Annotated in this window: 25 protein-coding genes; 11 read left to right on the top strand and 14 right to left on the bottom strand. The window is 33.4% G+C overall.

All coding sequences use genetic code 11. The annotated features are described in order from the left end of the window. Positions 1-438, bottom strand: a complete 438-nt coding sequence (locus ABI657_RS05705) for a DUF4268 domain-containing protein (protein ID WP_348096283.1) — start codon at positions 436-438, stop codon at positions 1-3. 91 nt (positions 439-529) lie between these two features. Between ABI657_RS05705 and ABI657_RS05700 the strand changes: the two genes are divergently transcribed. Both ABI657_RS05700 and ABI657_RS05695 read left to right on the top strand, forming a co-directional pair. After that, positions 530-1,195: a CoA pyrophosphatase gene (locus ABI657_RS05700; RefSeq protein ID WP_348096282.1), complete on the top strand. Its 666-nt coding sequence runs from the start codon at positions 530-532 to the stop codon at positions 1,193-1,195. 111 nt (positions 1,196-1,306) lie between these two features. Further along, complete coding sequence (locus ABI657_RS05695; RefSeq protein ID WP_348096281.1) at positions 1,307-2,137, top strand: lysophospholipid acyltransferase family protein; 831 nt, start codon at positions 1,307-1,309, stop codon at positions 2,135-2,137. A gap of 58 nt (positions 2,138-2,195) precedes the next feature. On the opposite strand, the gene ABI657_RS05690 is transcribed toward ABI657_RS05695, so the two are convergent. From ABI657_RS05690 to ABI657_RS05680, 3 genes are read right to left on the bottom strand one after another with little or no spacing between them, the layout of a single operon-like run. Further along, complete coding sequence (locus ABI657_RS05690; RefSeq protein ID WP_348096280.1) at positions 2,196-2,828, bottom strand: hypothetical protein; 633 nt, start codon at positions 2,826-2,828, stop codon at positions 2,196-2,198. 8 nt (positions 2,829-2,836) lie between these two features. Then, on the bottom strand, positions 2,837-3,331 hold the full coding sequence (locus ABI657_RS05685) for a sigma-70 family RNA polymerase sigma factor (protein WP_348096279.1): 495 nt from the start codon (positions 3,329-3,331) through the stop codon (positions 2,837-2,839). Positions 3,332-3,372: 41 nt separating this feature from the next. Beyond that, positions 3,373-4,434, bottom strand: a complete 1,062-nt coding sequence (locus ABI657_RS05680) for a DUF3810 domain-containing protein (protein ID WP_348096278.1) — start codon at positions 4,432-4,434, stop codon at positions 3,373-3,375. 109 nt (positions 4,435-4,543) lie between these two features. Here ABI657_RS05680 and ABI657_RS05675 point away from each other — a divergent pair, with 109 nt between their 5' ends. Beyond that, entirely contained in the window at positions 4,544-6,004 is a 1,461-nt protein-coding gene (locus ABI657_RS05675) for an aminoacyl-histidine dipeptidase (protein WP_348096277.1), read from the top strand. Between the two features lie 308 nt (positions 6,005-6,312). Here ABI657_RS05675 and ABI657_RS05670 read toward each other — a convergent pair whose 3' ends face one another. Beyond that, entirely contained in the window at positions 6,313-7,086 is a 774-nt protein-coding gene (locus tag ABI657_RS05670) for a carboxypeptidase-like regulatory domain-containing protein (RefSeq protein ID WP_348096276.1), read from the bottom strand. Positions 7,087-7,215: 129 nt separating this feature from the next. Continuing rightward, entirely contained in the window at positions 7,216-8,007 is a 792-nt protein-coding gene (locus ABI657_RS05665; RefSeq protein WP_348096275.1) for a LuxR C-terminal-related transcriptional regulator, read from the bottom strand. Positions 8,008-8,183: 176 nt separating this feature from the next. On the opposite strand from ABI657_RS05665, the gene ABI657_RS05660 reads away from it, so the two are divergent. Beyond that, a complete protein-coding gene (locus tag ABI657_RS05660; protein ID WP_348096274.1) occupies positions 8,184-8,771 on the top strand; it encodes a hypothetical protein in 588 nt (195 codons plus the stop codon). An 88-nt stretch (positions 8,772-8,859) separates the two neighbouring features. On the opposite strand, the gene ABI657_RS05655 is transcribed toward ABI657_RS05660, so the two are convergent. Then, the gene (locus ABI657_RS05655; protein ID WP_348096273.1) at positions 8,860-10,776 is read right to left on the bottom strand and encodes a DEAD/DEAH box helicase; all 1,917 of its coding nucleotides are present in this window, start codon (positions 10,774-10,776) and stop codon (positions 8,860-8,862) included. Between the two features lie 196 nt (positions 10,777-10,972). Further along, positions 10,973-11,548, bottom strand: coding sequence for a non-canonical purine NTP diphosphatase (locus ABI657_RS05650; RefSeq protein WP_348096272.1), 576 nt, complete (start codon positions 11,546-11,548; stop codon positions 10,973-10,975). Positions 11,549-11,628: 80 nt separating this feature from the next. Between ABI657_RS05650 and ABI657_RS05645 the strand changes: the two genes are divergently transcribed. Next, complete coding sequence (locus ABI657_RS05645) at positions 11,629-13,407, top strand: ABC transporter ATP-binding protein (RefSeq protein ID WP_348096271.1); 1,779 nt, start codon at positions 11,629-11,631, stop codon at positions 13,405-13,407. Here ABI657_RS05645 and ABI657_RS05640 read toward each other — a convergent pair. After that, on the bottom strand, positions 13,388-13,711 hold the full coding sequence (locus ABI657_RS05640; RefSeq protein WP_348096270.1) for a DUF2809 domain-containing protein: 324 nt from the start codon (positions 13,709-13,711) through the stop codon (positions 13,388-13,390). The two genes, ABI657_RS05645 and ABI657_RS05640, sit on opposite strands and share 20 nt — an antisense overlap. Positions 13,712-13,892: 181 nt before the next feature. On the opposite strand from ABI657_RS05640, the gene ABI657_RS05635 reads away from it, so the two are divergent. The 3 genes from ABI657_RS05635 to ABI657_RS05625 are packed head-to-tail and all read left to right on the top strand — an operon-like array spanning position 13,893 to position 16,023. Continuing rightward, positions 13,893-15,071: a glycoside hydrolase family 88 protein gene (locus ABI657_RS05635; RefSeq protein WP_348096269.1), complete on the top strand. Its 1,179-nt coding sequence runs from the start codon at positions 13,893-13,895 to the stop codon at positions 15,069-15,071. Positions 15,072-15,122: 51 nt separating this feature from the next. After that, entirely contained in the window at positions 15,123-15,572 is a 450-nt protein-coding gene (locus ABI657_RS05630; RefSeq protein WP_348096268.1) for a YhcH/YjgK/YiaL family protein, read from the top strand. Positions 15,573-15,615: 43 nt separating this feature from the next. After that, entirely contained in the window at positions 15,616-16,023 is a 408-nt protein-coding gene (locus ABI657_RS05625) for a hypothetical protein (protein WP_348096267.1), read from the top strand. Between the two features lie 62 nt (positions 16,024-16,085). Here the strand turns inward: ABI657_RS05625 and ABI657_RS05620 are convergent, their stop codons facing one another. The 3 genes from ABI657_RS05620 to ABI657_RS05610 all read right to left on the bottom strand — a co-directional run bounded on the left by ABI657_RS05620 (position 16,086) and on the right by ABI657_RS05610 (position 19,268). After that, the gene (locus tag ABI657_RS05620) at positions 16,086-17,600 is read right to left on the bottom strand and encodes an FMN-binding glutamate synthase family protein (protein ID WP_348096266.1); all 1,515 of its coding nucleotides are present in this window, start codon (positions 17,598-17,600) and stop codon (positions 16,086-16,088) included. A gap of 27 nt (positions 17,601-17,627) precedes the next feature. Next, complete coding sequence (locus tag ABI657_RS05615; protein WP_348096265.1) at positions 17,628-18,404, bottom strand: NYN domain-containing protein; 777 nt, start codon at positions 18,402-18,404, stop codon at positions 17,628-17,630. Between the two features lie 303 nt (positions 18,405-18,707). Then, positions 18,708-19,268, bottom strand: coding sequence for a YceI family protein (locus ABI657_RS05610; RefSeq protein WP_348096264.1), 561 nt, complete (start codon positions 19,266-19,268; stop codon positions 18,708-18,710). Positions 19,269-19,388: 120 nt separating this feature from the next. On the opposite strand from ABI657_RS05610, the gene ABI657_RS05605 reads away from it, so the two are divergent. From ABI657_RS05605 to ABI657_RS05595, 3 genes are all read left to right on the top strand, one after another. Continuing rightward, a complete protein-coding gene (locus ABI657_RS05605) occupies positions 19,389-19,730 on the top strand; it encodes a helix-turn-helix domain-containing protein (RefSeq protein ID WP_348096263.1) in 342 nt (113 codons plus the stop codon). A gap of 234 nt (positions 19,731-19,964) precedes the next feature. Beyond that, complete coding sequence (locus ABI657_RS05600) at positions 19,965-21,227, top strand: pyridoxal phosphate-dependent aminotransferase family protein (RefSeq protein WP_348096262.1); 1,263 nt, start codon at positions 19,965-19,967, stop codon at positions 21,225-21,227. Positions 21,228-21,333: 106 nt separating this feature from the next. Next, positions 21,334-21,822: a hypothetical protein gene (locus ABI657_RS05595; protein ID WP_348096261.1), complete on the top strand. Its 489-nt coding sequence runs from the start codon at positions 21,334-21,336 to the stop codon at positions 21,820-21,822. 132 nt (positions 21,823-21,954) lie between these two features. Here ABI657_RS05595 and ABI657_RS05590 read toward each other — a convergent pair whose 3' ends face one another. Further along, positions 21,955-22,386 (bottom strand): hypothetical protein, encoded by a 432-nt coding sequence (locus ABI657_RS05590; RefSeq protein WP_348096260.1) that lies wholly within the window; start codon positions 22,384-22,386, stop codon positions 21,955-21,957. Positions 22,387-22,615: 229 nt separating this feature from the next. Beyond that, positions 22,616-24,168 (bottom strand): phosphoribosylformylglycinamidine synthase subunit PurQ (locus tag ABI657_RS05585; protein WP_348096259.1); only part of this gene is annotated, 1,553 nt, incomplete at its 5' end.

Here is a 24,168-nt window from a genome sequence, read left to right as displayed (position 1 = left end):
TTAAATTTCAATGTCTTTAATAAAGTCATCATACTCCAGATAAAACATTTCCAAAGCATTCATTTTTGTAAAAAAGAAATCAAAAATGATATCCCAATTATTGCGGTTGCTAAAACCAACTCCGGTTTTTTCTACCCATATACGGCTTATGGTTTTGCCACTTTCAAGTGTATGATTTTTTTCAAAAACCAAATCTGAAATAAATTCTTCTTCCAGAATATTTTTTAAGGCTTCCAGTTTTTCAAAATAAGCAACACGCTTCTCATCGCTGCGGTTTTCAATATCAATTAAAACCTGGGCCTTTTTATTATCTATATAAAATTTAAAGGAAAAGTCTTTTATTTTGGTGTCATAAAGCACCCATTTACGTGGATATTTTTCGGCAAAAGCGACCCAGAATTCTCTTTTTAATTGTTGCGATTCTTGTTTGCTGTACATTTTTATGAGTTTGGATTCCTGAAAACTTGTAAAAAGACGTTTTCTGAACTATATTTATATATTATATGAAGTACAAAAATAAACTTTGCTTATGGATTTTCAAGATTTTTTGCAACATGTTCCAGATATAATTCCAGTTATTTTGCCAGCTGAAAATTCTCATGCAAAAATGGCACCACCAGAACGTTTAAAGGAACTTAAAAATTTAGATGTAACGGAAAAGAATCCGAGAATTGCTGCTGTAATGATGCTGTTTTATCCAAAACAAAGCAATACTCATTTAATTTTGATAGTTCGCAATGCTTATAAAGGTGTCCACTCTTCACAAATTGCATTTCCGGGTGGAAAGTATGAAACTTTTGATGCCGATTTAAAAGAAACAGCTTTGAGAGAAACAAAGGAAGAAATAGGTATCGCTCCTGAAAAAATTGATATCATTAAAGATTTTACTCCAATGTACATTCCTCCCAGTAACTTTTTAGTACATCCTTTTTTAGGAATTTCACAGGAAGAACTTCTTTTTTATCCTGATTCCAGAGAAGTTGCTGCTATTATAGAGCTGCCTTTGTCTGTGTTTTTAGATGATGAAATTATTGTAGATACGATGTTAACTACTTCTTATGCAGACAATATTACAGTTCCTGCATTTAAAATTGAAAAACATCTGGTCTGGGGTGCAACAGCAATGATTTTAAGTGAATTGAGAGAAGTGTTAAAATCAGCATTTAACATTCAACTGCAAAAAATAATAATTTAACAATTTAATAATCATTATAATACTTATTTATTATTGAGATTGTTTTAAATCATTTCTAAATCAATAAATTTTGTATGTTTGCGGACTTACAAAAAACATAATACATACGCTATGGGATTGTTTAAACGAAATCCTTTCGGACATATATTATTTATCAAAAAATGGCTAATTCGTATTTTGGGAGCGATGACACACCGTAGATACAGGGGTTTTAACGAATTGCAGATTGAAGGTTCTGAAATAATTAAGACCTTGCCAGATACAAACGTTTTATTTATATCTAATCATCAAACGTATTTTGCTGATGTTGTGGCTATGTTTCATGTGTTTAACGCAAGTTTAAGCGGACGTCAGGATACTATTAAGAATATTGGTTACCTCTGGCAACCCAAGATGAATTTGTATTATGTTGCTGCTAAAGAAACCATGAAAGCCGGTTTATTACCAAGAATCATGGCTTATGCCGGAGCAATTACTGTTGAAAGGACGTGGAGAGCAAAAGGAGTTGATGTTACTGAAAAAAAAGACGTAAACCCAAATGATACAGAGAATATCAGAATCGCACTGAAAGATGGATGGGTAATTACTTTTCCACAAGGTACTACAAAATCATTTAAACCTGTCCGAAAAGGAACAGCCCATATTATCAAACAGCACAAACCTATTGTGATTCCAATCGTTATTGACGGATTCAGACGTTCATTTGACAAAAAAGGATTGCGTATGAAAAAGAAAAATATTCTGCAATCGTTTATAATCAAAGAGCCACTTGATATTGATTATGAAAATGATACAATAGAAGAAATTGTTGAAAAGGTAGAATATGCCATAGAGCAGCATCCGTCATTTTTAAAAGTTATTCCGGCAGAAGTAATTAAAGATGAGGAAGAACTTAATGAAATGAGAAGATGGAGTTATAAGGGACCAGAAAATGAAAATTAGATTGGTAAAGGAACTTGCTGTCTAAGAGTCAAAAAACTTTAAATAAACCCACGGCTATTTAGAAATCTATCTTTTTCAATTCCTTATAATTTGCATACAATCTGCGTAAAAGTCTTCCGTAGAGTAGTCTGTAAATACACCAAAATATACCCAACAAGCCCAATATTATCAAAATTAAAATTCCGACAGTGAAAAACATCGCTTTTCCGTCTGCTGCAAGTTTTTCTCTTAAAAAAACCATGTCGGGACTATAGGCAAAAGCGATAAAAAAGGTAAATATTGAGATAATAAGAAACATTCCAAGATTATACCAAACATAATACTGAACTGTTTTACGTGTTCTTAAAATAGCAATCATTAGAGATTTTGTTGCGACTGTTGTGGTAATTGTTTTGTAGTTTTTATAAAAAATGATTATAAAAATCAATACAACTATGTAATTAAAATAGGTTAATAAATCGAGAGCAAATACAATTTCAGGATGATTCATTTTTCGTAATATATCATCAGTATTGATAAATAAGTTTGAAATCGTCCAAAAGAGAACTTCCAAAATGCTGATAATCAATATCCATTTTACAGTTGAAGATGATTTTTTATGAATCATTTTATAGATTTCTTTTTCAGAAATCTGCTCAAAAGAATCCGAGTTCTTTTTCCAGTCTTTTTTTAATAAATCCAGTTCTTTCATAATAATTTTTAAGGATTTAGTATTTTTTTAAGTTTCCCTTTAATTCTGTTCATTTTCACACGTGCATTCACTTCGCTGATTCCTAAGGTCTCCGCTATTTCCTGATAATCCTTGTCTTCCAAATACATAAAAACCAATGCCTTTTCGATATCATTTAACTGGTAAACAGCCTTGTACATCAATTTTATCTGTTCTTCCTCTTCATAATTGTAGTCAACATCTTTTACAAAATGCTGATGGCTTTCATATTCAACAGTCGAAATGGTTCTTTTGGTTTTCCGGTATAAGGTAATGGCGGTATTTAAAGCAACACGATAGGTCCAGGTCGAAAATTTGCTGTCACCTCTAAATTTGGGATAGGCTTTCCAGAGCTGAATGGTAATTTCCTGAAACAAATCTTTGTGTGCATCTTCGCCGACAGTATATAACCTACAAATCTTGTGGATTATATTCTGATTTGCCTGCAATTGTGCAACAAATGACTGTTCTAGATTATCGCTCATGTTGTATTAGTAGTATTGAAAGCTTTTTTGTTACAGAGGAATTATAATTTTCGGGTTTCATAATAATTGACCATCAAATCCACAAATTTACTGTAGCTGTCCATTCCATCTTTTTGGTTATTTGTTTTTAGAAAATTATCGTAGAAAACATGAAAACCTTCATCAATAAAAGTATCATATAGTTTCCAGAAATCATGACTTTCCTTATAATTTTTTAAGATTCCAACATGAACTGTTTTCTTTAATTGATCAAAAACTTTCTCGTTTTTTACCTGCCAGATTCCTAAACAATAGCGCAATGCAAAACTATAACCGGAATATTGATAATATAAATTTTCATTTTTGACAGCAGCTAAAACACCTATAAAATTGCATTCGCTTTCGCTTGCATAACCCATTTGATGTGCCATTTCATGACATGTCGTTAGAGGGAAATTATACATGGGTAATAAATCATTTACCTGGGCTTCATTAGTAAAGGGATTTAGATAACCGCCAAAACCCATGTAAGTTAAAGGTAAACTGAAAAGAGATTTTTTAACACTTGAAATTTCATATTTAAAATAAGAATGTTCTTTCGCCAAATTAGTATATCCACTTAAATTCATTTGAAAAGCCTGTTTTTGCGAATAGGGGAAAACAACTTTTAAACTGTCATTTTTGGTAATCTGATTGTGAATTTCGTTTGTTTTTGTAATTAATTTTTTAGTAAAAGAGAGTAATTCTGCATCAGTATATTCTCTTTTGATTTTCATTTTTTCGAAAAGAGGTTCTCTGTAATAATTCAATGCCCAAAGTATATGAAACAAAAAGTAAAATATAGAAAGGCAGCTTAGTGCTTTCAGAAGATTATCTTTCCATTGCAGCTTCCAGGTTTTTCTGGTTTTCCAAGTCCATCGAATCAATAATAGAAGCAATAAGAAATAGATACAGTCTCCGACAGAGAAGGGAATTTTACCTAAAACTATTCTGGAAAAATGGGATATTTTTACATACAATCCGTTGCTGTAAAATCGTTCAATGAATTCCGGAAAATAGGGAAGTATCTTTAAAATGATAATCTGCAGGAGAAGTAATAAAGGTAAAATGTATTTTGATTTCACAGGATAATTTTTGGATACGTAAATATAAATCAATCTTATTTAGTACTGAAATAGAATTTAAACTTTGTAACTTTGAAGCTCTTAATTGTTAAACTTCAAACAAAATATAATGAGTCAGGAAATAAGGAATCTGGAACCGAAAGCGCTATGGAATAAATTTGCAGATTTGAATGCAGTTCCGCGTCCATCAAAAAAAGAGGAACGTGTAATTGAGTTTATAAAAAACTTTGGAAACAGCTTAGGGTTAGAAACTTTTGAAGACGAAATTCGAAATGTAATCATCAGAAAACCGGCAACTCCGGGAATGGAAAACCGTAAAGCAATTGTTTTACAAGGTCATCTTGATATGGTGCATCAAAAAAATGCAAATACGGTTTTTGATTTCGAGACACAAGGAATTGAGATGTATGTCGATGGTGACTGGGTTCGTGCCCGTGGTACTACACTTGGAGCAGACAATGGACTTGGAGTGGCAACTATTATGGCTATTCTGGAAAGCAAAGATATTCCGCATCCTGCAATTGAAGCTTTGTTTACAATTGATGAAGAAACCGGAATGACGGGTGCTTTAAACTTAAAAGGAGGAATTTTGCAAGGTCAGATTCTTTTGAATTTAGATACAGAAGAAGATGATGAAATTGATATAGGCTGCGCAGGTGGAATCGATGTAACGGCTACAAGAACGTATCATGAAGAAGAAGTTCCGGAAGGTTCTGTTGGATATATTATTACTGTTAAAGGATTAAAAGGAGGTCATTCTGGAATGGATATTCATAAAGGTCTTGGTAACGCTAATAAGATCATGAATCGTTTGTTGTTTGATGCTTTTGAAAACTTCGGATTGCAGGTTGTTGAGATTAATGGAGGGAGTTTACGAAATGCGATTCCAAGGGAAAGTACTGCAAAAGTGATTATTTCAGAAATGTTTGATGAAGCGTATATTTTTGATATGCAGGAAATCATCAATGATATTAAAGCAGAGTACAAAACGACAGAACCAAACCTTTCTATTGAAATCGTAAAATGCGATTTATCTGAAAAAGTAATGGATTTAGGTGTTCAGGAAGGAATTATCAGAGCAGTTTATGCGGCACATAATGGTGTTTACAGAATGAGTGCTGACATGGCTGATTTGGTTGAAACTTCTAATAATATTGCTCGTGTTGTTGTAAAAGATGGAGAAATTTTGGTAGGATGTTTGACACGTTCTTCTGTAGAATCATCCAAATTTGATTTAGCTAATTCGTTGCGTTCCGCTTTTGAATTGGTTGGCTGCGAAGTTGAATTGTCTGGTTCTTATCCTGGCTGGACACCAAATGTAAATTCTGAAATATTAGATACTTTGGTTGGGATTTATGAAAAACAAAATAATGAAAAGCCAAAAGTTGTGGCTTGTCATGCAGGTTTAGAATGTGGTATTTTAGGAACAAATTATCCTGAGATGGATATGATTTCTTTTGGACCAACAATTCATGGAGCACATTCACCAGATGAAAGAGCGAGTATTTCATCAGCTCAGAAATATTGGAAATTTGTAGTAGAGATTTTGGCTAATATTCCGGTTAAATAGTAATTTTCAGTGTTCAGTTTTTTAAATATTCAGTAAAATTCTGGATACTAAGAAACTGAACACTGTTTACTTTTTTAATCTCTCTTAGGAGAATTTTTCTTTTCTCTCTTTTCTTCTTTTTTTTCTTTCGCCGTTTTTAACGGTTCTTTTTTTGCTGTTTTCTTAGCATCCTGACTCTTTGCCATAATATGTTGATTTATAATTTACTATTTAATATACAAGTAAATATAGGGATTTTAAAAAACTAAAAGGAATAAAAAATCCCCAATTTTAAAATTGAGGATATATATTTAAATTAGAAACTTTAATTAATTTCGTTTCAATACTTTATATTGTTCATAACAGGAACTAATAGCATCCATAATTTGTAGATCATTTGCACTCTGAATAAAAGAATCAGAATAACTGCATCGCTCTAAAATTTGTGGAATTTCATCCTTGCTCACTCCTAAAAGAACAGAAACAGTTTCGCGGTCATATTTTGTTTCCAGGAGATTACGAACAGTATCGTCTTTCCTCATTTCCTTAAGTTTCTTGAGCTCTTTTCCGTTTTTTCCAAAGAAATTATAAAGCATATCAGCCGGATTGAAAATTGAACCCAATACTTTTCCGAAAGCATTTGGAGAATATTCACCCGCTTCGTAACCTTGTGTAAGGCCGGAAATACTGTAACGGTAATTTTCTTTGGTTGGAATTAATTTGGAATCTACTTCAAGATATCCTGTCAGATTAAATGGAGCGATAACAACTTCTTCAAGAGCAATTGCTTTTTCAGTAAGCTGAACACGTGTAACTTTGTTTTTTATCCAGTCATTTGTAACTCTGATTCTTAATGATTGAAATCCTAAGATAGAAAAGTGCAGCGTATCATTTACCTGTACATCAATTTCAAAATAACCTTTCTCATCAGATTTTGCTCCACGAACTTTGTTTGTGTTAATTATATTGACACTCGAAAGCGGCTGCTTGCTATTGTCATTAATTATATAACCAGAAACACGTTGCGGGAATGTAGACTCAGTTTCTTGTGCTAAACCGATGCTCGATAGTAATATAAAAAAGAAAACTGTAAAATATTTCATATCCTGATTTAAAGCATTAAAAGTAGTAAATCAGGATTAAATATTTCGCAGTCTTTGAATATAATTATCAGAAAATTAACAAAGGAAGCTGTCTTCCTTTAGTAATTAGCCAAACGAAATATAAAAGGTTTAAATTAAATTATTTTGAATTACATAACTCATCAATTCTGAGGATGTTTTGGTATTGGTTTTTACCCTTAAATTTTTACGATGGTTTTCTACTGTTGAGTAGGAAATAAATAATTCTCTGGCAATTTCGGGAGTTTTTAGTGCTTTAGCCATCAAGCCAATTATATCACGCTCTCTTTTTGTAATTGCAGGCAGATTCATGGATATCATATTTCTGTTATCCATTATTACACTGAAATAGTGATACGATTTATTCCTGTAATCACTTATAGTAAGTAATGGCGATTTGATATTTCCTAAATGTGATAAATCGGTAATTAATATGAGTGCGCTTTCAACTCGTTCCGTAATGTAAAATGCAGGAAATTGTATTAAAACCCATCGGTATTGCTTTTCGCCATTCATGAACCGTCCATAAATATTGAATTTCATGAATTCTCTATTTTCTGATTTTTCAATAGTTTCAAATGCAATTTGTATCGCTGATAGTACATAATTACGATAATCAGGATGGACCATATTGGCTAAATTATTTAGACTTATGTTTCTCCAATCTGCGTCTGAGTAATGTGAATAGGGAGTAAGCTGTCCGATGTTTTCACTTGTTGCGACCATCCCCATGGTTAAATTGCTTGGCACAAACCAAAAATAAGGACCAATCGCAAAACTGTCTATTTTGTCTATAAAAGGCTTAAAATATTCCATATAATCAATAGAATTATCATTTTTATTTACAGCTATTTTTTTAGTAAAATCCTCTACAGAAATAGGTTTTATAAATTTTGAATTCATATGCTTATTTGATTTTTATGAAATTAGTAGATTTCTACTATTACTTAAGATTTTTTTAAAATATAAATTTGATTCTGCAATATAGAATTAAAATGTTGTATAAACAGTTGATTTTAAAATGCAAAGGAACATATAATGATGAATTAATTTTTTATAAATAATTAAATTTAAATGTAATGAAGACAATAAAAAAACTTTCAATATTAATAGCAATTTTTTGTATACTCTCCTGTAGTAATGATGATTATTCAAATGAAGATGAAACTAAAGCTACTGTAAAAGATATATATGTTTGTGGTATGGAAATTAGAAGTAATGGTGGGAAATACATAGCAACTTTTTGGAAAAATGGTGTTGTAACAAGTTTAACAGATGGTTCTAAAAATGCTATTGCAAACGACATAGCAGTAGTAGGAAACGATGTTTATGTTGCAGGTTATGAAGAAAATTATGAAGGATTAGAAGTTGCAAAAGTTTGGAAAAATGGGACGCCAACAATTTTAGACGCTTCCCCTGGATCTGCTAATCTAATTGTAGTAAATGGAATTGATGTATATGTAAAAGGCACTGTTAATAAAAACGGAAAATATAAAGCAAAAATATGGAAAAATGCGCTTGAACTATTTGCTGCGGAAGGTGCAATAAGAGGTATTGCAGTAAATAATACAGATGTTTATGCTGTTGGAAGTGAAAATGGTGTTCCGCAAGATTTGAGTACTGCCCTTAATTCCTATGCAAATGCGTTGTTTATTACAACTAATTAACTTTTAATTATAAAATGTCTAATATAAAAAATCCCAAATTCCAAGTACGTCTGGAATTTGGGATTTTATATTTAAGATAATCAAATAATTAATCTTTTCTTGGTCTTCTTGGTCTTGGTGAATCACCGAAGCTTTCAGAACGTCTTGGAGCTCTGTCTGAACCACCTTCACTTCTTGGAGGCGAACTTCTGAAACCACCTTCTCTTGGAGCAGAATTTCTGTCACTTCTGAAACCGCCGCCTTCTCTTGGACCTGAGTTTCTGTCGCTTCTAAATCCACCACCAGAACCTTCACGTCTTGGAGCAAAACTTCCTTCACGTCTTGGAGCAGAATTACGTCCTCCGCCGCCGCCACTGCGTCCGTTATGGTCACGTCTTCCGCCACCATCGTTTTTAGAAATTTCAACATTAATACGACGTCCTTCTAACTGAACATTGTTTAATACTTCCATTACTTTGTCAGTGTGCTCAGGATCAGTATTAAAGAAAGAGAAACCTTCCTTAACATCTACTTTGAAAACGTCATCACGACCTAAATCTAACGTTTCTTTCAAATAGTCCTTCAATGACATCCAATCGAAATTATCTCTCGATCCAATGTTTACGAAATATCTTGTTGCACCACTATTATTGTTTTCTCTTGGTTCAGAATCTCCTCTTTCACGTCTTTCAGAACCTGAAGACTGAGCAGAAATATCTCTGTTCTTTTTGTAGTAAGCAATAAAACGGTTAAATTCTACTGAAACCATTTTTTTGATCAGTTCTTCTTTTGTCAAACCTTCCAAAACGCTGTTGATAGCAGGAAGATAATTGTCAATTTCGTGATCCACTTCAGTATCTTTAATCTTCGTTGCTAAGTGTAGCAATTGGATTTCGCATATCTCAATTCCGGAAGGAATCGTTTTCTCCTCAAACTTTTGTTTGATAATTCTTTCAATTGAAGAAATTTTACGAATTTCACTTTTAGTTACAATAACGATAGAAGTTCCTAATCTTCCAGCTCTACCAGTACGACCAGAACGGTGATTGTATGTTTCAATCTCGTCAGGTAACTGATAGTTTACTACGTGAGTAATGTTGTCAACGTCAATTCCACGTGCAGCAACATCAGTAGCAACAAGCATTTGAATTTGTCTTCCACGGAATGATTTCATTACACCATCACGTTGCGCCTGAGATAAATCTCCGTGCAAGGCAGCAGCGCTGTATCCATCTTCAATTAATTTTTCAGCTACAGCTTGTGTGTCACGTTTTGTTCTACAGAAAACAACTGAGAAAATGTCTGGATTAGCATCGGCGATACGTTTCAAAGCTTCGTAACGATCACGCGCGTTTACTAAGTAAAATTCGTGGGAAACTGTAGCAGAACCTGAATTTTTAGCTCCTACAGTAATTTCTACCGGGTCGCTCATAAATTGTTTTGCAATTCTGGCAACCTCTTGTGGCATAGTTGCAGAGAACAACCATGTACTTTTTTGATCTGGAGTATCTGATAAAATAGATACGATGTCTTCATAGAATCCCATGTTCAACATCTCATCAGCCTCATCAAGAATACAGTAATCTATATTTTTAATGTTAACCAAACCTCTGTTGATCATGTCTTGCATTCTTCCCGGAGTAGCCACAATAATTTGTGCTCCTCTTTTAATGTCCCTAGCTTGCTCTGTAATACTAGCCCCGCCGTAAACTGCTACCACATTAATACCTTTCTCGTATTTTGAGTAGTTTTTAAGTTCGTTGGTAATCTGTAAACAAAGTTCTCGTGTTGGCGATAAAACTAATGCTTGTGTATTCCTGTTGTCAGCATCAATTTTTTGAATTAGCGGAAAACCGAAAGCTGCCGTTTTCCCTGTCCCTGTCTGAGCCAACGCAACCATATCTGTGTCTTTTTCCAATAATAGGGGAATCGCTTTCTCCTGTACTTCTGACGGATTCTCAAATCCTAGATCTAAAATCGCCTTCAGTAACGATTCATTCAATCCTAATTGTTCAAATTTATTCATATGTGTATTTAAAATAGGGTGCAAAATTACTGTTAATTATTCAGATAAACTAATGCTATTTTAAGAATTGTGTATTTGTTATTATTTGATTATCAAAAAGTTATGTTGAAAGCAAAAAGATGATGATAAGAAATTTTAAAATTTACGTCTGAAAATATAAATTTTGCCTATTTAAATGTTGTATTTTAAACAATAGTTACATGGAGTTCAGGAAATCAATCAGTTGCTGAGTGGCTTTTGCACGATGACTGATTTTATTTTTTACTTCCGAAGATAATTCGGCAAAAGTTTTTGTATAATTTTCAGGCTCGAAAATGGGGTCATAACCAAAACCATGATTACCTCTTTTTTTCCGGATTATATTTCCTTTCGCTATTCCTGTAAATAAATGTTGCTGCCCGCTTAAATTTAATGCAATAACAGTCTTGAACTGGGCACTTCTTTCTTCTTTATCAATTAATGAATCCAAAAGTTTATTCATATTATCGTCAGCATTTTTTTGTTGGCCGGCATATCGGGCAGAAAAAACGCCAGGTTCTCCATTTAAAGCGGTAACTTCTAAACCTGTATCATCTGCAAAACAATCGTAACCGTATTTTTGTGTTACATAATTGGCTTTCAGGATAGCATTTCCTTCAATAGTGGCAGCTGTTTCAGGGATTTCTTCATTGCAGCCGATTTCTTCTAGACTTAATAATTCAATCGAGCCGTTTAGGATGCTCTGGATTTCCTTGATCTTATTTAAATTATTGGATGCAAAAACCAATTTCATAATTGTATATTTAGGTGTGATACTATTTTCAACACAAATTTAGAATTCTTATATTTGATAAAGTCTCAAAAATAAAAAAAATGCAATTATCAGTTCTGTATAAAAAAATAATGCCTTTTGTAAAGCCTTACAGAAAAATGGTCATTGCAACTTTACTACTTACGTTTTTAGGGTCTTTTGCCGCACAGGTAAATGCGTTAATTTTAAAATATACGGTTGATACAATTAATAATTTAATGGTAGCACACGAGCCCCTGTCAAAAGGATTTCATTTATTGGGTATAATCAGCATTGTTTTGCTGACTAAGGAACTGGTTAATTCTGTGGTGCAATTTGGACAAAAATTCTATGGTGAAAAACTCCGAATATTCATTACACGTGATATTTCTCAAACAATCGTTGAAAAAATTCTAAGTTATAGAATGGAATTTTATACTTCTGATGAAAATGAAAGCGGAAAACTTCAAACCAGAATCGATTTAGGAATAAGCAGCCTGACAAGATTGGTCCAGAATTTTTTTATTGATATCCTGCCTTTGTTTGCGAATGCCTTTGTTGCCTTGGTCATTATGTTTTATGCCAATTTTTATGTCGGTTTGGTTAGCTTGTGTATCATACCGATTTACTTTTTTATCAGCCAGATGCAAGCAACAAAATTAAGTGGTTTTCGTAGAAGAATGCGAACGTATCGTGAAACTAAAAACAACGGGATCATTAGTTTAATTGATTCTATAACTGTTATTAAATCTTTTGTCCGTGAACCGATGGAGGCCAATCGCCATAAAAAGATTCAGTTTGAAATGACCGAAAATCAACTGGAAACCAGAAAAACCAGTTTTATTTTTGAAAGTATTAAAAGCTTTGTCGAGCAGATAGGAGTAGTAATCATTATTATTTTAACAGCTTATTTTGTATTGAATAATACCATGACCATTGGAGCGATCATGTTTCATATTATGTTGTTCAATAATGTTTCGGCACCCATCAGGCAATTGCACCGAATTTATGACGAAGTCAACGATGCCTTAATTTATTCAGAAGGTTTCTTTGATATTTTAGAATCTGACAAAGAAAAAGAAACCAGCGGAAATTATGTTCCTGAAAAAATTGTCGGACTGATTGAAGTTAAAAATGTAGACTTTGTATATCCAAATGGAACTAAAGCACTTTATGATATTAATTTTACAGTAAAACCAAACGAAACCACAGCTTTGGTTGGATTAAGCGGAGCAGGAAAAAGTACAGTTATTAATTTATTGGATAAATTTTACTTGCCTTCAGCAGGAAAAATTTATCTGGACGGAGTAGATTTGATGGATTATGACACCAATTTTCTTCGCAGGAATATTGGGTTGGTTCTTCAAAAAAACCATATTTTTAAAGGTACAATCGCCGAAAATATTTTATATGGAAAACCGGATGCTTCACAATCAGAAATAATGGAGGCTGCAAAACAAGCTTACATTCATGAACAGGTCATGCAGTTGCCAAAAGGCTATGATTCTGATGCGCATTTACTTTCCGGCGGACAGCAACAGCGAATTGCTATTGCAAGACTTTTTCTAAAAAATCCTCCAATCATTTTTCTTGATGAACCAACCGCCAGTTTAGATGCTATAGCAACAGAACAAATTAAAAAATCGCTGGATGCTATTAAAAAGGACAGAACCGTAATTATAATATCGCACAGTATTTCGCAAATTATTGATGCATCCAATATTATAGTTTTGGAAAAAGGGAAATGTGTAGAAAAAGGAACTCATGATGAATTGTATGATAATAAAGGCGTTTATTATCAGATATTTATGGCTATGGCAAACAGTTTAAATATTGAAAAAATCACACAGACTTTTGATTGAAATAGTGCAGTATGATTTCTTCTGAAATAAAAGCAAATAGAACTCCAAAAGTATAAGCTAAAATATCCGTCCATAAAAAACCTTGTCCTAAAACGTATTTTCCAAAAAGTGTTTTTCTAAGTTCAATCATCCAGTCTGCTTGATATAACTGTAAAAACTCAATTCCGTAACAGGTTATCAAAGACAGGAAAGCTATTTGATCCCCTTTTTTGTTAATCAATACAATTCGGATCAGAACATAAATCATAATAGCATACAGAAAATCACCAGTACTTAATGGAATCAAATTCGTTTTTCTCGACATGATTCCAAGAAAAATTATCAGTAGTAAGACTATAAAATATGGAATTCTGTATTTTTTCAAATCTCAGTTTCGTTTGAAATATTAGTACTTTTTTAGGTAAACAAAAATACAAAGATTGCTAAAGGTTTACTTTATTTTATAAATTTATCACGCATAAACTTTCTAACCAAAAAAGAACCATATGAATACCCGATTTAAAATCATGATTTCTACCTTGTTTATTGTAACGAGTATAAGTTACGCCCAAAAAAGCAATTCATTTGACATAAAGAATGAGCTTGTATATTGCGTTGCTCAGGCTTCAAAAACTTTAAAAGTAATTCCGGACGATGGCACCTCTCCAAGATCAGTTCCTAATGGAAGCAAGGAATGGAAATTTGTCAATTACAAAGACTGGACAAGTGGTTTCTGGCCGGGAGAATTATGGTATTTGTATGAAGCAACAGGGGATAAAAAATGGGAAAAAGAAGCTGATAAATTTAGTAGGTTTTTAACACCACTTTCAGTTACCAAAGCAAGTGATCATGATCTGGGTTTCCAAATTTTTAATAGTTTTGGAAATGGATATCGATTAACAAAAAACAAAGAGTATAAAAATAGTATCCTGAAAACGGCCGATACGCTGGCAACACTCTTTAATCCAAAAGTGGGTACAATTTTATCATGGCCAAATAATAAATACGGAGGGCACAATACCATTATTGATAATATGATGAATTTGGAACTTCTTTTTTGGGCTTCTAAAAATGGTGGAAATAAAAAGCTGTATAATATTGCCGTAAAACATGCCGAAACGACAATGCAAAATCACTTTAGGCCAGATTTTACTTCTTATCATTTAATAATTTATGACAATGAAACTGGAAAAAAAATAAAAGGAATTACGGCTCAGGGATATAGTGATGACAGCATGTGGGCGCGAGGTCAGGCTTGGGCAATTTATGGATTCACGATGGTTTACAGAGAGACAAAAAATCCTAAGTTTTTAGATTTTGCGCATCAATTAGCTCGTGTTTATTTGAATAAATTAACTACCGAAGATTTAGTTCCGTATTGGGATTTTAATGCCCCGGATATTCCCAATGAGCCAAGAGATGCTTCTGCAGCAGCAATTGTATCTTCGGCACTTATTGAATTGAGTTCATTTACAAAAGATAAAAATTTGAAAAGTGAATATTTAACAAAATCTAAAAAGATGATTGTTTCGCTCTCAGATTATTATCAAAGCCGAGACATCAATTCGGCATTTTTACTTCATGCTACAGGTCATAAACCCGCCGGAAGCGAAATAGACTGTTCTATTAATTATGCAGATTATTATTATTTGGAGGCACTTTTAAGACTTCAGAAATTGAAATAGATTTTATTACTTTACGGATATTAAACTTCAACAAAACTAAAATAAAAAATTATGATTCTTGATTCGTTAGAAAATGCAGCTAAATATGAAATTTTGCATCCTTCATTTAAAAAAGCTTTTGATTACTTAAGGCAAAATGATTTAAAAAATCTTCCGGCCGATTTTAAACATGAAATTGAAGGAGTGAAGTTTTTTGGATATACCGGTAAAGGAAAAACCGAAGCTGAAAGTTTAGAAACTTTTGAATGCCATGATAAAAACATTGATATACAGTTTTGTATAAGCGAAATAGAAACTTTTGCGTGGAAGCCAAGAGAGAAATGCAATGAACCAAACGGAGGTTACAATGAAGAAAAAGATGTGCGTTTTTTTTACGATCAGCCTGACACTTTTTTTCAGTTAAAGGAAAATCAATTTGTAATTCTTTTTCCGGAAGATGTGCATGCACCGATGATTACGGATGGAATGCTAAATAAAATTGTAATTAAGGTAGAAATATAATTCTATTTTTTTGAAGTAAAATATCTAATTTAAAAATCTAATCATGATCAGGAAAATTATCCGAATCACATTTGCTGTTTTTTTTGCAATTTTATTGTTAAGCTGTAAAAATACCAAACAAAAAATTCAGGAACATGTTAATGTTTATAATAGCTCTGCAGCACTTTTTCAAGGCAAAAATATAAGGGGCACTACTGCTAAAGGATTTTTGGCAGAAAGTAAAATCGAACTTAGGATTGAAACAGATTTAGAACAAAGCGATTCGAATAAATTACTTTCTAATCAGGTATTTCCTGAATTGCTTACTGAAATGATCAAAAACGATAAGATTTCCAAAGAGCTGATTGAAGAAGGTGTTGTTTTCGATGTGTATTTTTTAGCCAGCAACAATACTATTTTAAACCAGCAACTTATTGATAAAGAAAAGTTAGCAGAATTGACTAAAAAATAATTTTTTCTTTTTTTTAAATATAAAATTTTAAAGCCTCTTTTTAATAAGAGGCTTTAAGGAGTTTAATGATGCCGGATGACATTGCTTAAATTGTCAGGAAAATAAGAATCGGCTAAATTAGCAAATTCATCACCGCGCATAAAGATGTTAATATCAACATCAGCAAAACTTGATTTTCCGGCCGCTGCCAAAAGTTCATTAGCCGAATGCAAAGTGTTTTTATGAAAATGATAAACACGTTCCGATTTATCGGTGACAACCAAACCTTTCATCAACATTTTATTTTGTGTTGCAACACCTGTAGGGCATTCGTTATTATGACAGCGTAACGCCTGAATACACCCTAACGAAAACATAAATCCACGTGCACTGTTGCACATATCGGCACCCAATGCAATGGCGTGCAAAATAGAATAACCTGAAATAATCTTTCCGCTGCCAATAAGGCGAATTTTGTCTCGAATATTTAATCCGACCAAAGTTTTATTGACAAAAATTAATGCAGGCGCAAATGGCATTCCAACACCGTCAGAAAATTCTAAAGGTGCCGCTCCGGTTCCTCCTTCTGCACCATCCACTGTAATGAAATCCGGATAACAATCTTCAGCAATCATCTCATTACAAATTGCTTCGAATTCGGCAGTATTTCCAATGCATAATTTAAATCCAATTGGTTTTCCGTTGGATAACTCACGTAATTGTTTGATAAAATGAACCAGCCCTTTAGCATCAGAAAAAGCACTGTGGCTGGGAGGGGAAAGAATCATAGTGTGAGGTTCAACACCTCTTATCCGTGCAATTTGTTCCGTATTTTTTGCAGCAGGAAGTACACCTCCATGTCCGGGCTTTGCACCTTGAGAGAGTTTAATCTCTATCATTTTTACATTGGGAAGATTCGCTTTCTCTGAGAATTTTTCAGGATTGAAATTTCCCTGAGCATTACGGCATCCAAAATAACCAGTTCCAATCTGCCAGGTAATGTCTCCGCCGCCTTCCAGATGATAATCAGTTAGCCCGCCTTCTCCTGTATTTTGATAGAAATTTCCTTTTTTAGCACCAATATTTAAGGCACGTACTGCATTTTCGCTTAAAGAACCAAAACTCATGGCGGAAACATTTAACAGGGAAGCCAGATAAGGTTGTTTACAGTCTTTTCCGCCTACTAAAATCCGGGGCAATTCCTCATTGACTTTTGCTGGAAAAATGGAATGTTTAATTCCTTCATAATTTCTGTCATTAAGATTTAATTGTGTTCCGAATGGTGTACTTGAATCGATATTTTTGGCTCTTTGATACACTAAAGAACGTTGGTTTCTGGAAAAGGGTTTTCCATCTGTTGACCTTTCTATGAAATATTGCTGAATTTCAGGTGCAATCATTTCAAATAAATATCTAAAATAACCTAAAACCGGAAAGTTTCTTAAAATGGCGTGTTTTTTCTGAATAGTGTTAAAAAATCCGATAACCAATAAAATTGGTAAGCCAACTAAAAGTAAGAATCCAAGTTTAAAATAATAATATACTACTGCAACAATTAGAAACAATAAGAATCCGTAAATAAAGAATTTCTTTCTCATGTCTATAAAAAATTTAATGTTTTAAAATTAATTGAATCGTAATCGAACATATACGTGTTTGATTCCTTTTTTGTCTGATTCCCTTTCGTCAATTTCAAGAATATCCGTCAGTGATTTGAGCATAGGAGTCAATTTGGAAAAACCATAATTTCTTGGGTCGAACTCTGGTTTTTTCTTTACTATTAGATTTCCGACATCTCCCAAAAATGCCCAGCCATCATCATCTTCAATGTCTTCAATCGTGGCTTCAATAAGTTCAATTGTAGCACCATCAATTTTGGCAAGAGCTTTTTCTGCAGGTTTTTCAACAGGTTTTTTTGAATCGGCTGCAACAGGTTTTGGTTTTTTCTTCTGAATGGCACCATCCAAAACTTCAATATAAATAAATCGGTCACACGCAACAATAAATGAATTTGGCGTTTTCTTTTCTCCAATTCCAATTACTTTCATGCCCGATTCCCTTAAGCGAATGGCAAGACGTGTAAAGTCACTGTCACTTGAAACAATACAGAAACCATCCAATTTACCGGAATAAAGCAAATCCATAGCGTCTATGATCAAAGCTGAATCGGAGGAGTTTTTTCCAACCGTGTAGCTATATTGCTGTATTGGAGTAATGGCATGTTCCAGTAAAACGCCTTTCCATCCATTAGAATTGGGTTTGGTCCAATCGGCATAAATACGCTTGGTGGTTGGTGTTCCAAATTTAGCGATTTCTTCCATCATGCCTTTTACATTACTGTACGGAACATTGTCTGCATCAATAAGGACAGCGAGTTTTAATTCTTTGGTGTTTTGTGACATGAATTTTCAAAATGAATAGGTTCATTCAAAGATACAGGTTTATTCTTAAAGCAAAAAAGTTATTGCCCTGCAGAAAAACACTAATTTTTTAATAATAGAAGAGATTAAGAGCATAAAAAAATCTTCTATCAGAAAACAAGAGCCCCAGGATAAGCTCCTCATTTTCGAAAATTAGTAATAATCCTTAATTTCATTATAGTGATTCTACAATTGCAAAAAAACCTTGCCCATTTTTTATTTGAACAAGGTTTTTAGTTGATAAGGAAAGTATTTCAAAAAGATTATTCTTCAAGAATTATAAAGTTACGCTTTAATTTCAACTGCTTCTGCAACCAATTCCGCAACTTGAATATTTGCAATGAGTTTGATGTTTTCGCCTAATCCTAAACCACCAGTATCTGTTAATTTATTCCAGGTCATCCCAAATTCTATGCGATTAACGATTCCTGTGATTTCAAAACCATGTTTTAAAACACCATGCCCGTTATCTTCTGAACCACCATATTCTACATTTAATTCAATCGGTTTAGTCACGCCTCTCAAAGTTAAATTTCCAATCATTTTGTAATCATTACCACTTATGTTTACAAACGAAGTTGATTCAAAGGTGATTTGAGGATATAAATCTGATGCAAAAAAATCGCCATTTTGCAAATGCTCGTCCCGTTGAGCCTGATTAGTATCAATACTTTTTACATCAATTACAAAAGTTACTTTGGCATTTGTAAAACCATTTCCTTGGGTCACTATATTTCCATCAAATTTGTTGAATGACCCAGTAACATTAGAAATAACTAAATGCTTAATTTTAAATAACACCTCGGAGTGCAGTGGGTCAATTACCCATGTTGTTGTATTTGTCATGATTTTTTAATTTAAATTTTATTTATAATTCAAAAGTACTTAAATTTACTACCTAAAGTATAGTAGTTACCCAATGGTAAGTAGTTACTCACAGGTAAGTAGTTTAAAAAGGATGAAGTAATGAATCAAAAAGAAGCAGTATGCCAGCAAAGGCTGATGGTTACAAGAGACACTTTGGAGGTCATTCAAGGCAAATGGAGATTACCCATTATTATTTCATTGACATTTGGAAACAAAAGATTTGGAGAAATTCAACGGGAAATTGTAGACATATCTCCCAAAATGTTATCGCAGGAATTAAAAGCTTTGGAGATGAACAAAATTATTACCAGAACACTTTATGATAGTATGCCTGTAACTGTGGAATATTCCCTAACTCCATTGGGACTGTCAATGAAAACATTACTTGACGAAATTTTAAATTGGGGTATTCATTTTCGGAAAGAAATTGTTGGGAAATAGGGTTTTCTCATAGCTTTCCAAAGTTTATTATGAAACCAATTGCCCTAGCCCTGATGGAAACGGTATCCTTTTGTGCCATTTTTTTGGCAGAAAAGATATAGTGGACAGCAGGAAATAGCTTCAAAAATTCACAATGACTGCTCCTGAAAATAAATTTATTTAAAAGATGCTAATAAATTATAAATAATTATTTTTGCAACCTCTTAAAATTAATACTACTACATATTATATATTATGGTAAAAGATTTATTCGAAAGAATTCAGAACAATAAAGGTCCTTTAGGAAAATGGGCTTCACAAGCAGAAGGTTATTTTGTATTTCCAAAATTAGAAGGAGATTTAGGACCAAGAATGAAATTTCAGGGAAAAGAGGTTTTGAACTGGAGTCTGAATGACTATTTAGGACTTGCCAACCATCCGGAAGTGCGTAAAGCTGATGCTGATGCTGCGTTGGAATTTGGCGCTGCTGCCCCAATGGGAGCGCGTATGATGAGCGGACATACAAAATACCACGAGCAATTAGAAAATGAACTGGCTGCTTTTGTAATGAAAGAATCAGCTTATTTATTGAATTTCGGTTATCAGGGAATGGTGTCTATTATTGATGCATTGGTTACAAGAAATGACGTTATCGTATACGATGTAGATGGACATGCCTGTATTATTGACGGAGTTCGTTTGCACAGCGGAAAACGTTTTACCTATAGACACAATGATATCGAAAGTATGGAGAAAAACCTGCAGCGTGCTACAAAATTAGCCGAAGAAATAGGTGGAGGAATTCTTTTTATTACTGAAGGTGTTTTTGGGATGCGCGGCCAGCAAGGAAAATTGAAAGAAATTGTAGAAATGAAAAAGAAATACAATTTCCGTCTTTTGGTTGATGATGCACATGGTTTTGGTACGCTTGGTAAAACGGGTGCCGGAGCAGGTGAGGAGCAGGGAGTTCAGGACGGAATCGATGTTTATTTTTCTACGTTTGCCAAATCGATGGCGAATATTGGTGCTTTTGTAGCAGCAGATAAAGACATTATTGATTACTTGAAATATAACTTACGTTCACAAATGTTTGCTAAATCATTGCCAATGATTCAGACTATTGGTTCTTTGAAACGTCTGCAATTATTGCGTGACAACCCGGGATTGAAAGATAAATTATGGGAAAATGTAAATGCACTGCAAAGTGGTTTAAGAAGCAAAGGATTTAATATTGGAGACACTAATACTTGTGTAACCCCAGTTTATTTGGAAGGAAGCGTACCGGAAGCAATGGTGATGGTGAATGATTTAAGGGAAAACTACGGTATTTTCCTGTCTATCGTAATTTATCCGGTTATTCCAAAAGGAATGATTTTATTACGTGTTATACCAACAGCTCCACATACATTGGATGATATTGCTCAAACACTTACTGCTTTTGAGGCTATCCGCGAGAAATTAGTAAACGGTACTTATAAAGAGATTGCTGCAAGAACTAAAGTAGATCACGACGCTTAAGTAAATTTTCCTGTATGGGAATTATATAAAAAAAATCCATTCTTTGTACGTATGGATTTTTTTGTTTACATTAAATTTATACACAGTAATTATAAAAAGAAAGTATATGAGAAAAATTATTTTATTATCAGCACTTGCATTGACAGTATTTGTTTCTTGCAAAAAAGAAACAGCTGTTACACCGGCAATACAAGAAATTCCAAAAGCACCCAAATCTGCCGCACAGCCTGATCCTTCCGGAAATCAATGTTATGCTTCAACAGCTAATAACAGTACGATTTGGATGAGTTTTAATGTAAACAGCAATCAGGAAGTTAATGGTAAACTAAGTTATAGCTTATATGGAAAAGATAAAAACGAAGGAACTTTGATTGGGAATGTTTATGGCGATACCTTAATTGCCGATTATACATTTGATTCAGAAGGAGTTTCTTCTGTTAGACAAGTTGCTTTTTTACAGAAGGACGGAACTTACATTGAAGGCTACGGAGATGTTGTAGAAGCAAATGGAAAAGTAAGTTTTAAAGATAAAAAAACATTAAAATTTGATATAAAAAATACATTAACAAAAATTGATTGCGTTGATGAAAAATAGTTTGATTCTATTTTAGTAAACAATACAAAACGTCCGAAAATTTCGGACGTTTTGTATTGTAGATATCCTGTAGGTAATTATATTGGAAAAGCAGCTAATGCTATTGTTGATTTTTTAGAGTGCCCGATGCCTTTATTGTACGTTATAATCCTCGTAAAACTTTATTCGATCTCCCATCAAAAACATTTTTTTCTTAGCAAAGTGAATAGCAAACTGGCTGTACATCCATTCGTCGCTGTCTTCTGTTCTGTACCAAAAAGTATACGAAGCGCTGTTGTAACCTTCTTTCAGTATAGCTACACCTTCCCAATTGCATTCTATTCCCCAATTTATTTTTTTCTTGGTCATATCATCATATTGTATCACTCCGCTTCCGTCATCATTTAAAACCGTGCTTGGCTCTTTTTTGTCAGGAGGTAAAAATGTACCGGTAATATGGTAAGGAAGGCTATTGGTAATATAATGTTCTTTTAATTTGTATACGATTTTATCAACCTGAACTTGTGAATGTGATTTTACAGTAACAAAAAATAAGATAAAAAGGAATGCTTTTAGGGTTTTCATTTTACGTAGGTTTTAGGTTTTGGAACTTTTTTTAAAAATGGTGGCATTTCTTTGGCTAATATACTTTAATTTTTGCAAGAAAATAACCGTTCATTTTTGAATTAGACCTAAAAAATAATTATTTGAAAAGATATAACCATAAAATACAATAATTGAAAAGAGATAATCGTTAAAAAATAGCCTCAGCAAATATGTATCACTGAGGCTTTCTATATAATGAAAAGTGAATTTAGTTCTTATCAATCCATTTTTTAGCATTCACAAAAGCTTCATGCCAAGGCGAAACTTCATCATTTCTGTCTTTTGGATAATGTGCCCAGTTCCATTGGAAAGTTGAACGTTCAATATGAGGCATCATCACCAAATGTCTTCCGGTTTTGTCACATAGCATTGCCGTGTTATAATCAGAACCATTCGGGTTTGCAGGATAACCTTCGTAAGCATATTTAGAAACAATGTTGTAGTTTTCTTCCGGTTCCGGTAAATTAAATTTTCCTTCTCCGTGAGAAACCCAAACTCCTAAAGTACTTCCGGCTAAAGTCGACAACATAACCGAATTATTCTCCTGAACTTTTACAGAAGTAAAAATACTTTCGTGTTTCTGGCTTTCGTTATGAAGCATTTTTCCGTGCACTTCATGCTCCGGATTAATAACTTCCAGTTCCATAAACAATTGGCAACCGTTGCAGATTCCAACAGATAAAGTATCTTCTCTTTTAAAGAATTTATCCAATGCTGTTTTTGCTTTTTCGTTGTATAAAAATGCTCCGGCCCAACCTTTAGCAGAACCTAAAACATCTGAATTAGAGAATCCTCCAACAGCACCAATAAACTGAATATCTTCAAGAGTTTCACGACCAGAAATCAAATCGGTCATGTGAACGTCTTTTACGTCAAAACCTGCCAAGTACATAGCGTTTGCCATTTCGCGTTCAGAATTACTTCCTTTTTCACGAATAATAGCCGCTTTTGGTTTTGGTTTAGAATTATCGATTTCTGGTTTCTTTCCTGTAAAATGAGCTGGGAAAGTATAATTTAAAACCTGATTTTTATAATTTTCAAAACGTGCTTTAGCTCTTCCGTTTTTAGATTGTTTCTGATCTAACAAATAAGAAGTTTCAAACCACACGTCTCTGTATTCCTTTATGTCTAAAGTCCAAAGTCCAAGGTCTAAAGTCTCCGTAGTTGTCGCTTTTCCTAACTTGAAGAATTCGATATTGTTGGCTTTCAATTTAGATTCAACTGCAGCATCAGATTTAGCCTGAAAAACAATTCCGATGTTTTCAGCGAAAAGGATTTTTAATAGATCTTTTTCCGCGAAAGCGCTAAAATCAACTTTTGCTCCCAAATTTACATCAGCAAAACACATTTCTAATAAAGTAGTAATCAATCCACCGCTTCCTATATCGTGTCCGGCTAAAATTTGGTTTTCACCGATTAATTCCTGAATTGTATTAAAAGCATTTTTGAAGAATTTCGCTTCTTTTATAGTAGACGTTTCGTTTCCGATGGTGTTTCTGATTTGTGCAAAAGACGAACCTCCTAATTTGAAATCATCCTGAGACAAATTGATATAATAAATAGATTCTCCGTTTTTCTGTAAAACCGGTTCCACTACTTTTTTAATATCTGTACAGTTTCCTCCAGCCGAAATAATAACCGTTCCCGGCGCAATTACTTCGTCGTTTGGATATTTTTGTTTCATCGAAAGTGAATCTTTTCCTGTCGGAATATTGATTCCCAATTCAATTGCAAATTCTGAACAACCTTCAACGGCAGCAT

This window comes from Flavobacterium sp. (genome assembly GCF_039930565.1).
GTDB lineage: Bacteria > Bacteroidota > Bacteroidia > Flavobacteriales > Flavobacteriaceae > Flavobacterium.
This window is presented reverse-complemented; position numbering and strand designations above follow the sequence as displayed.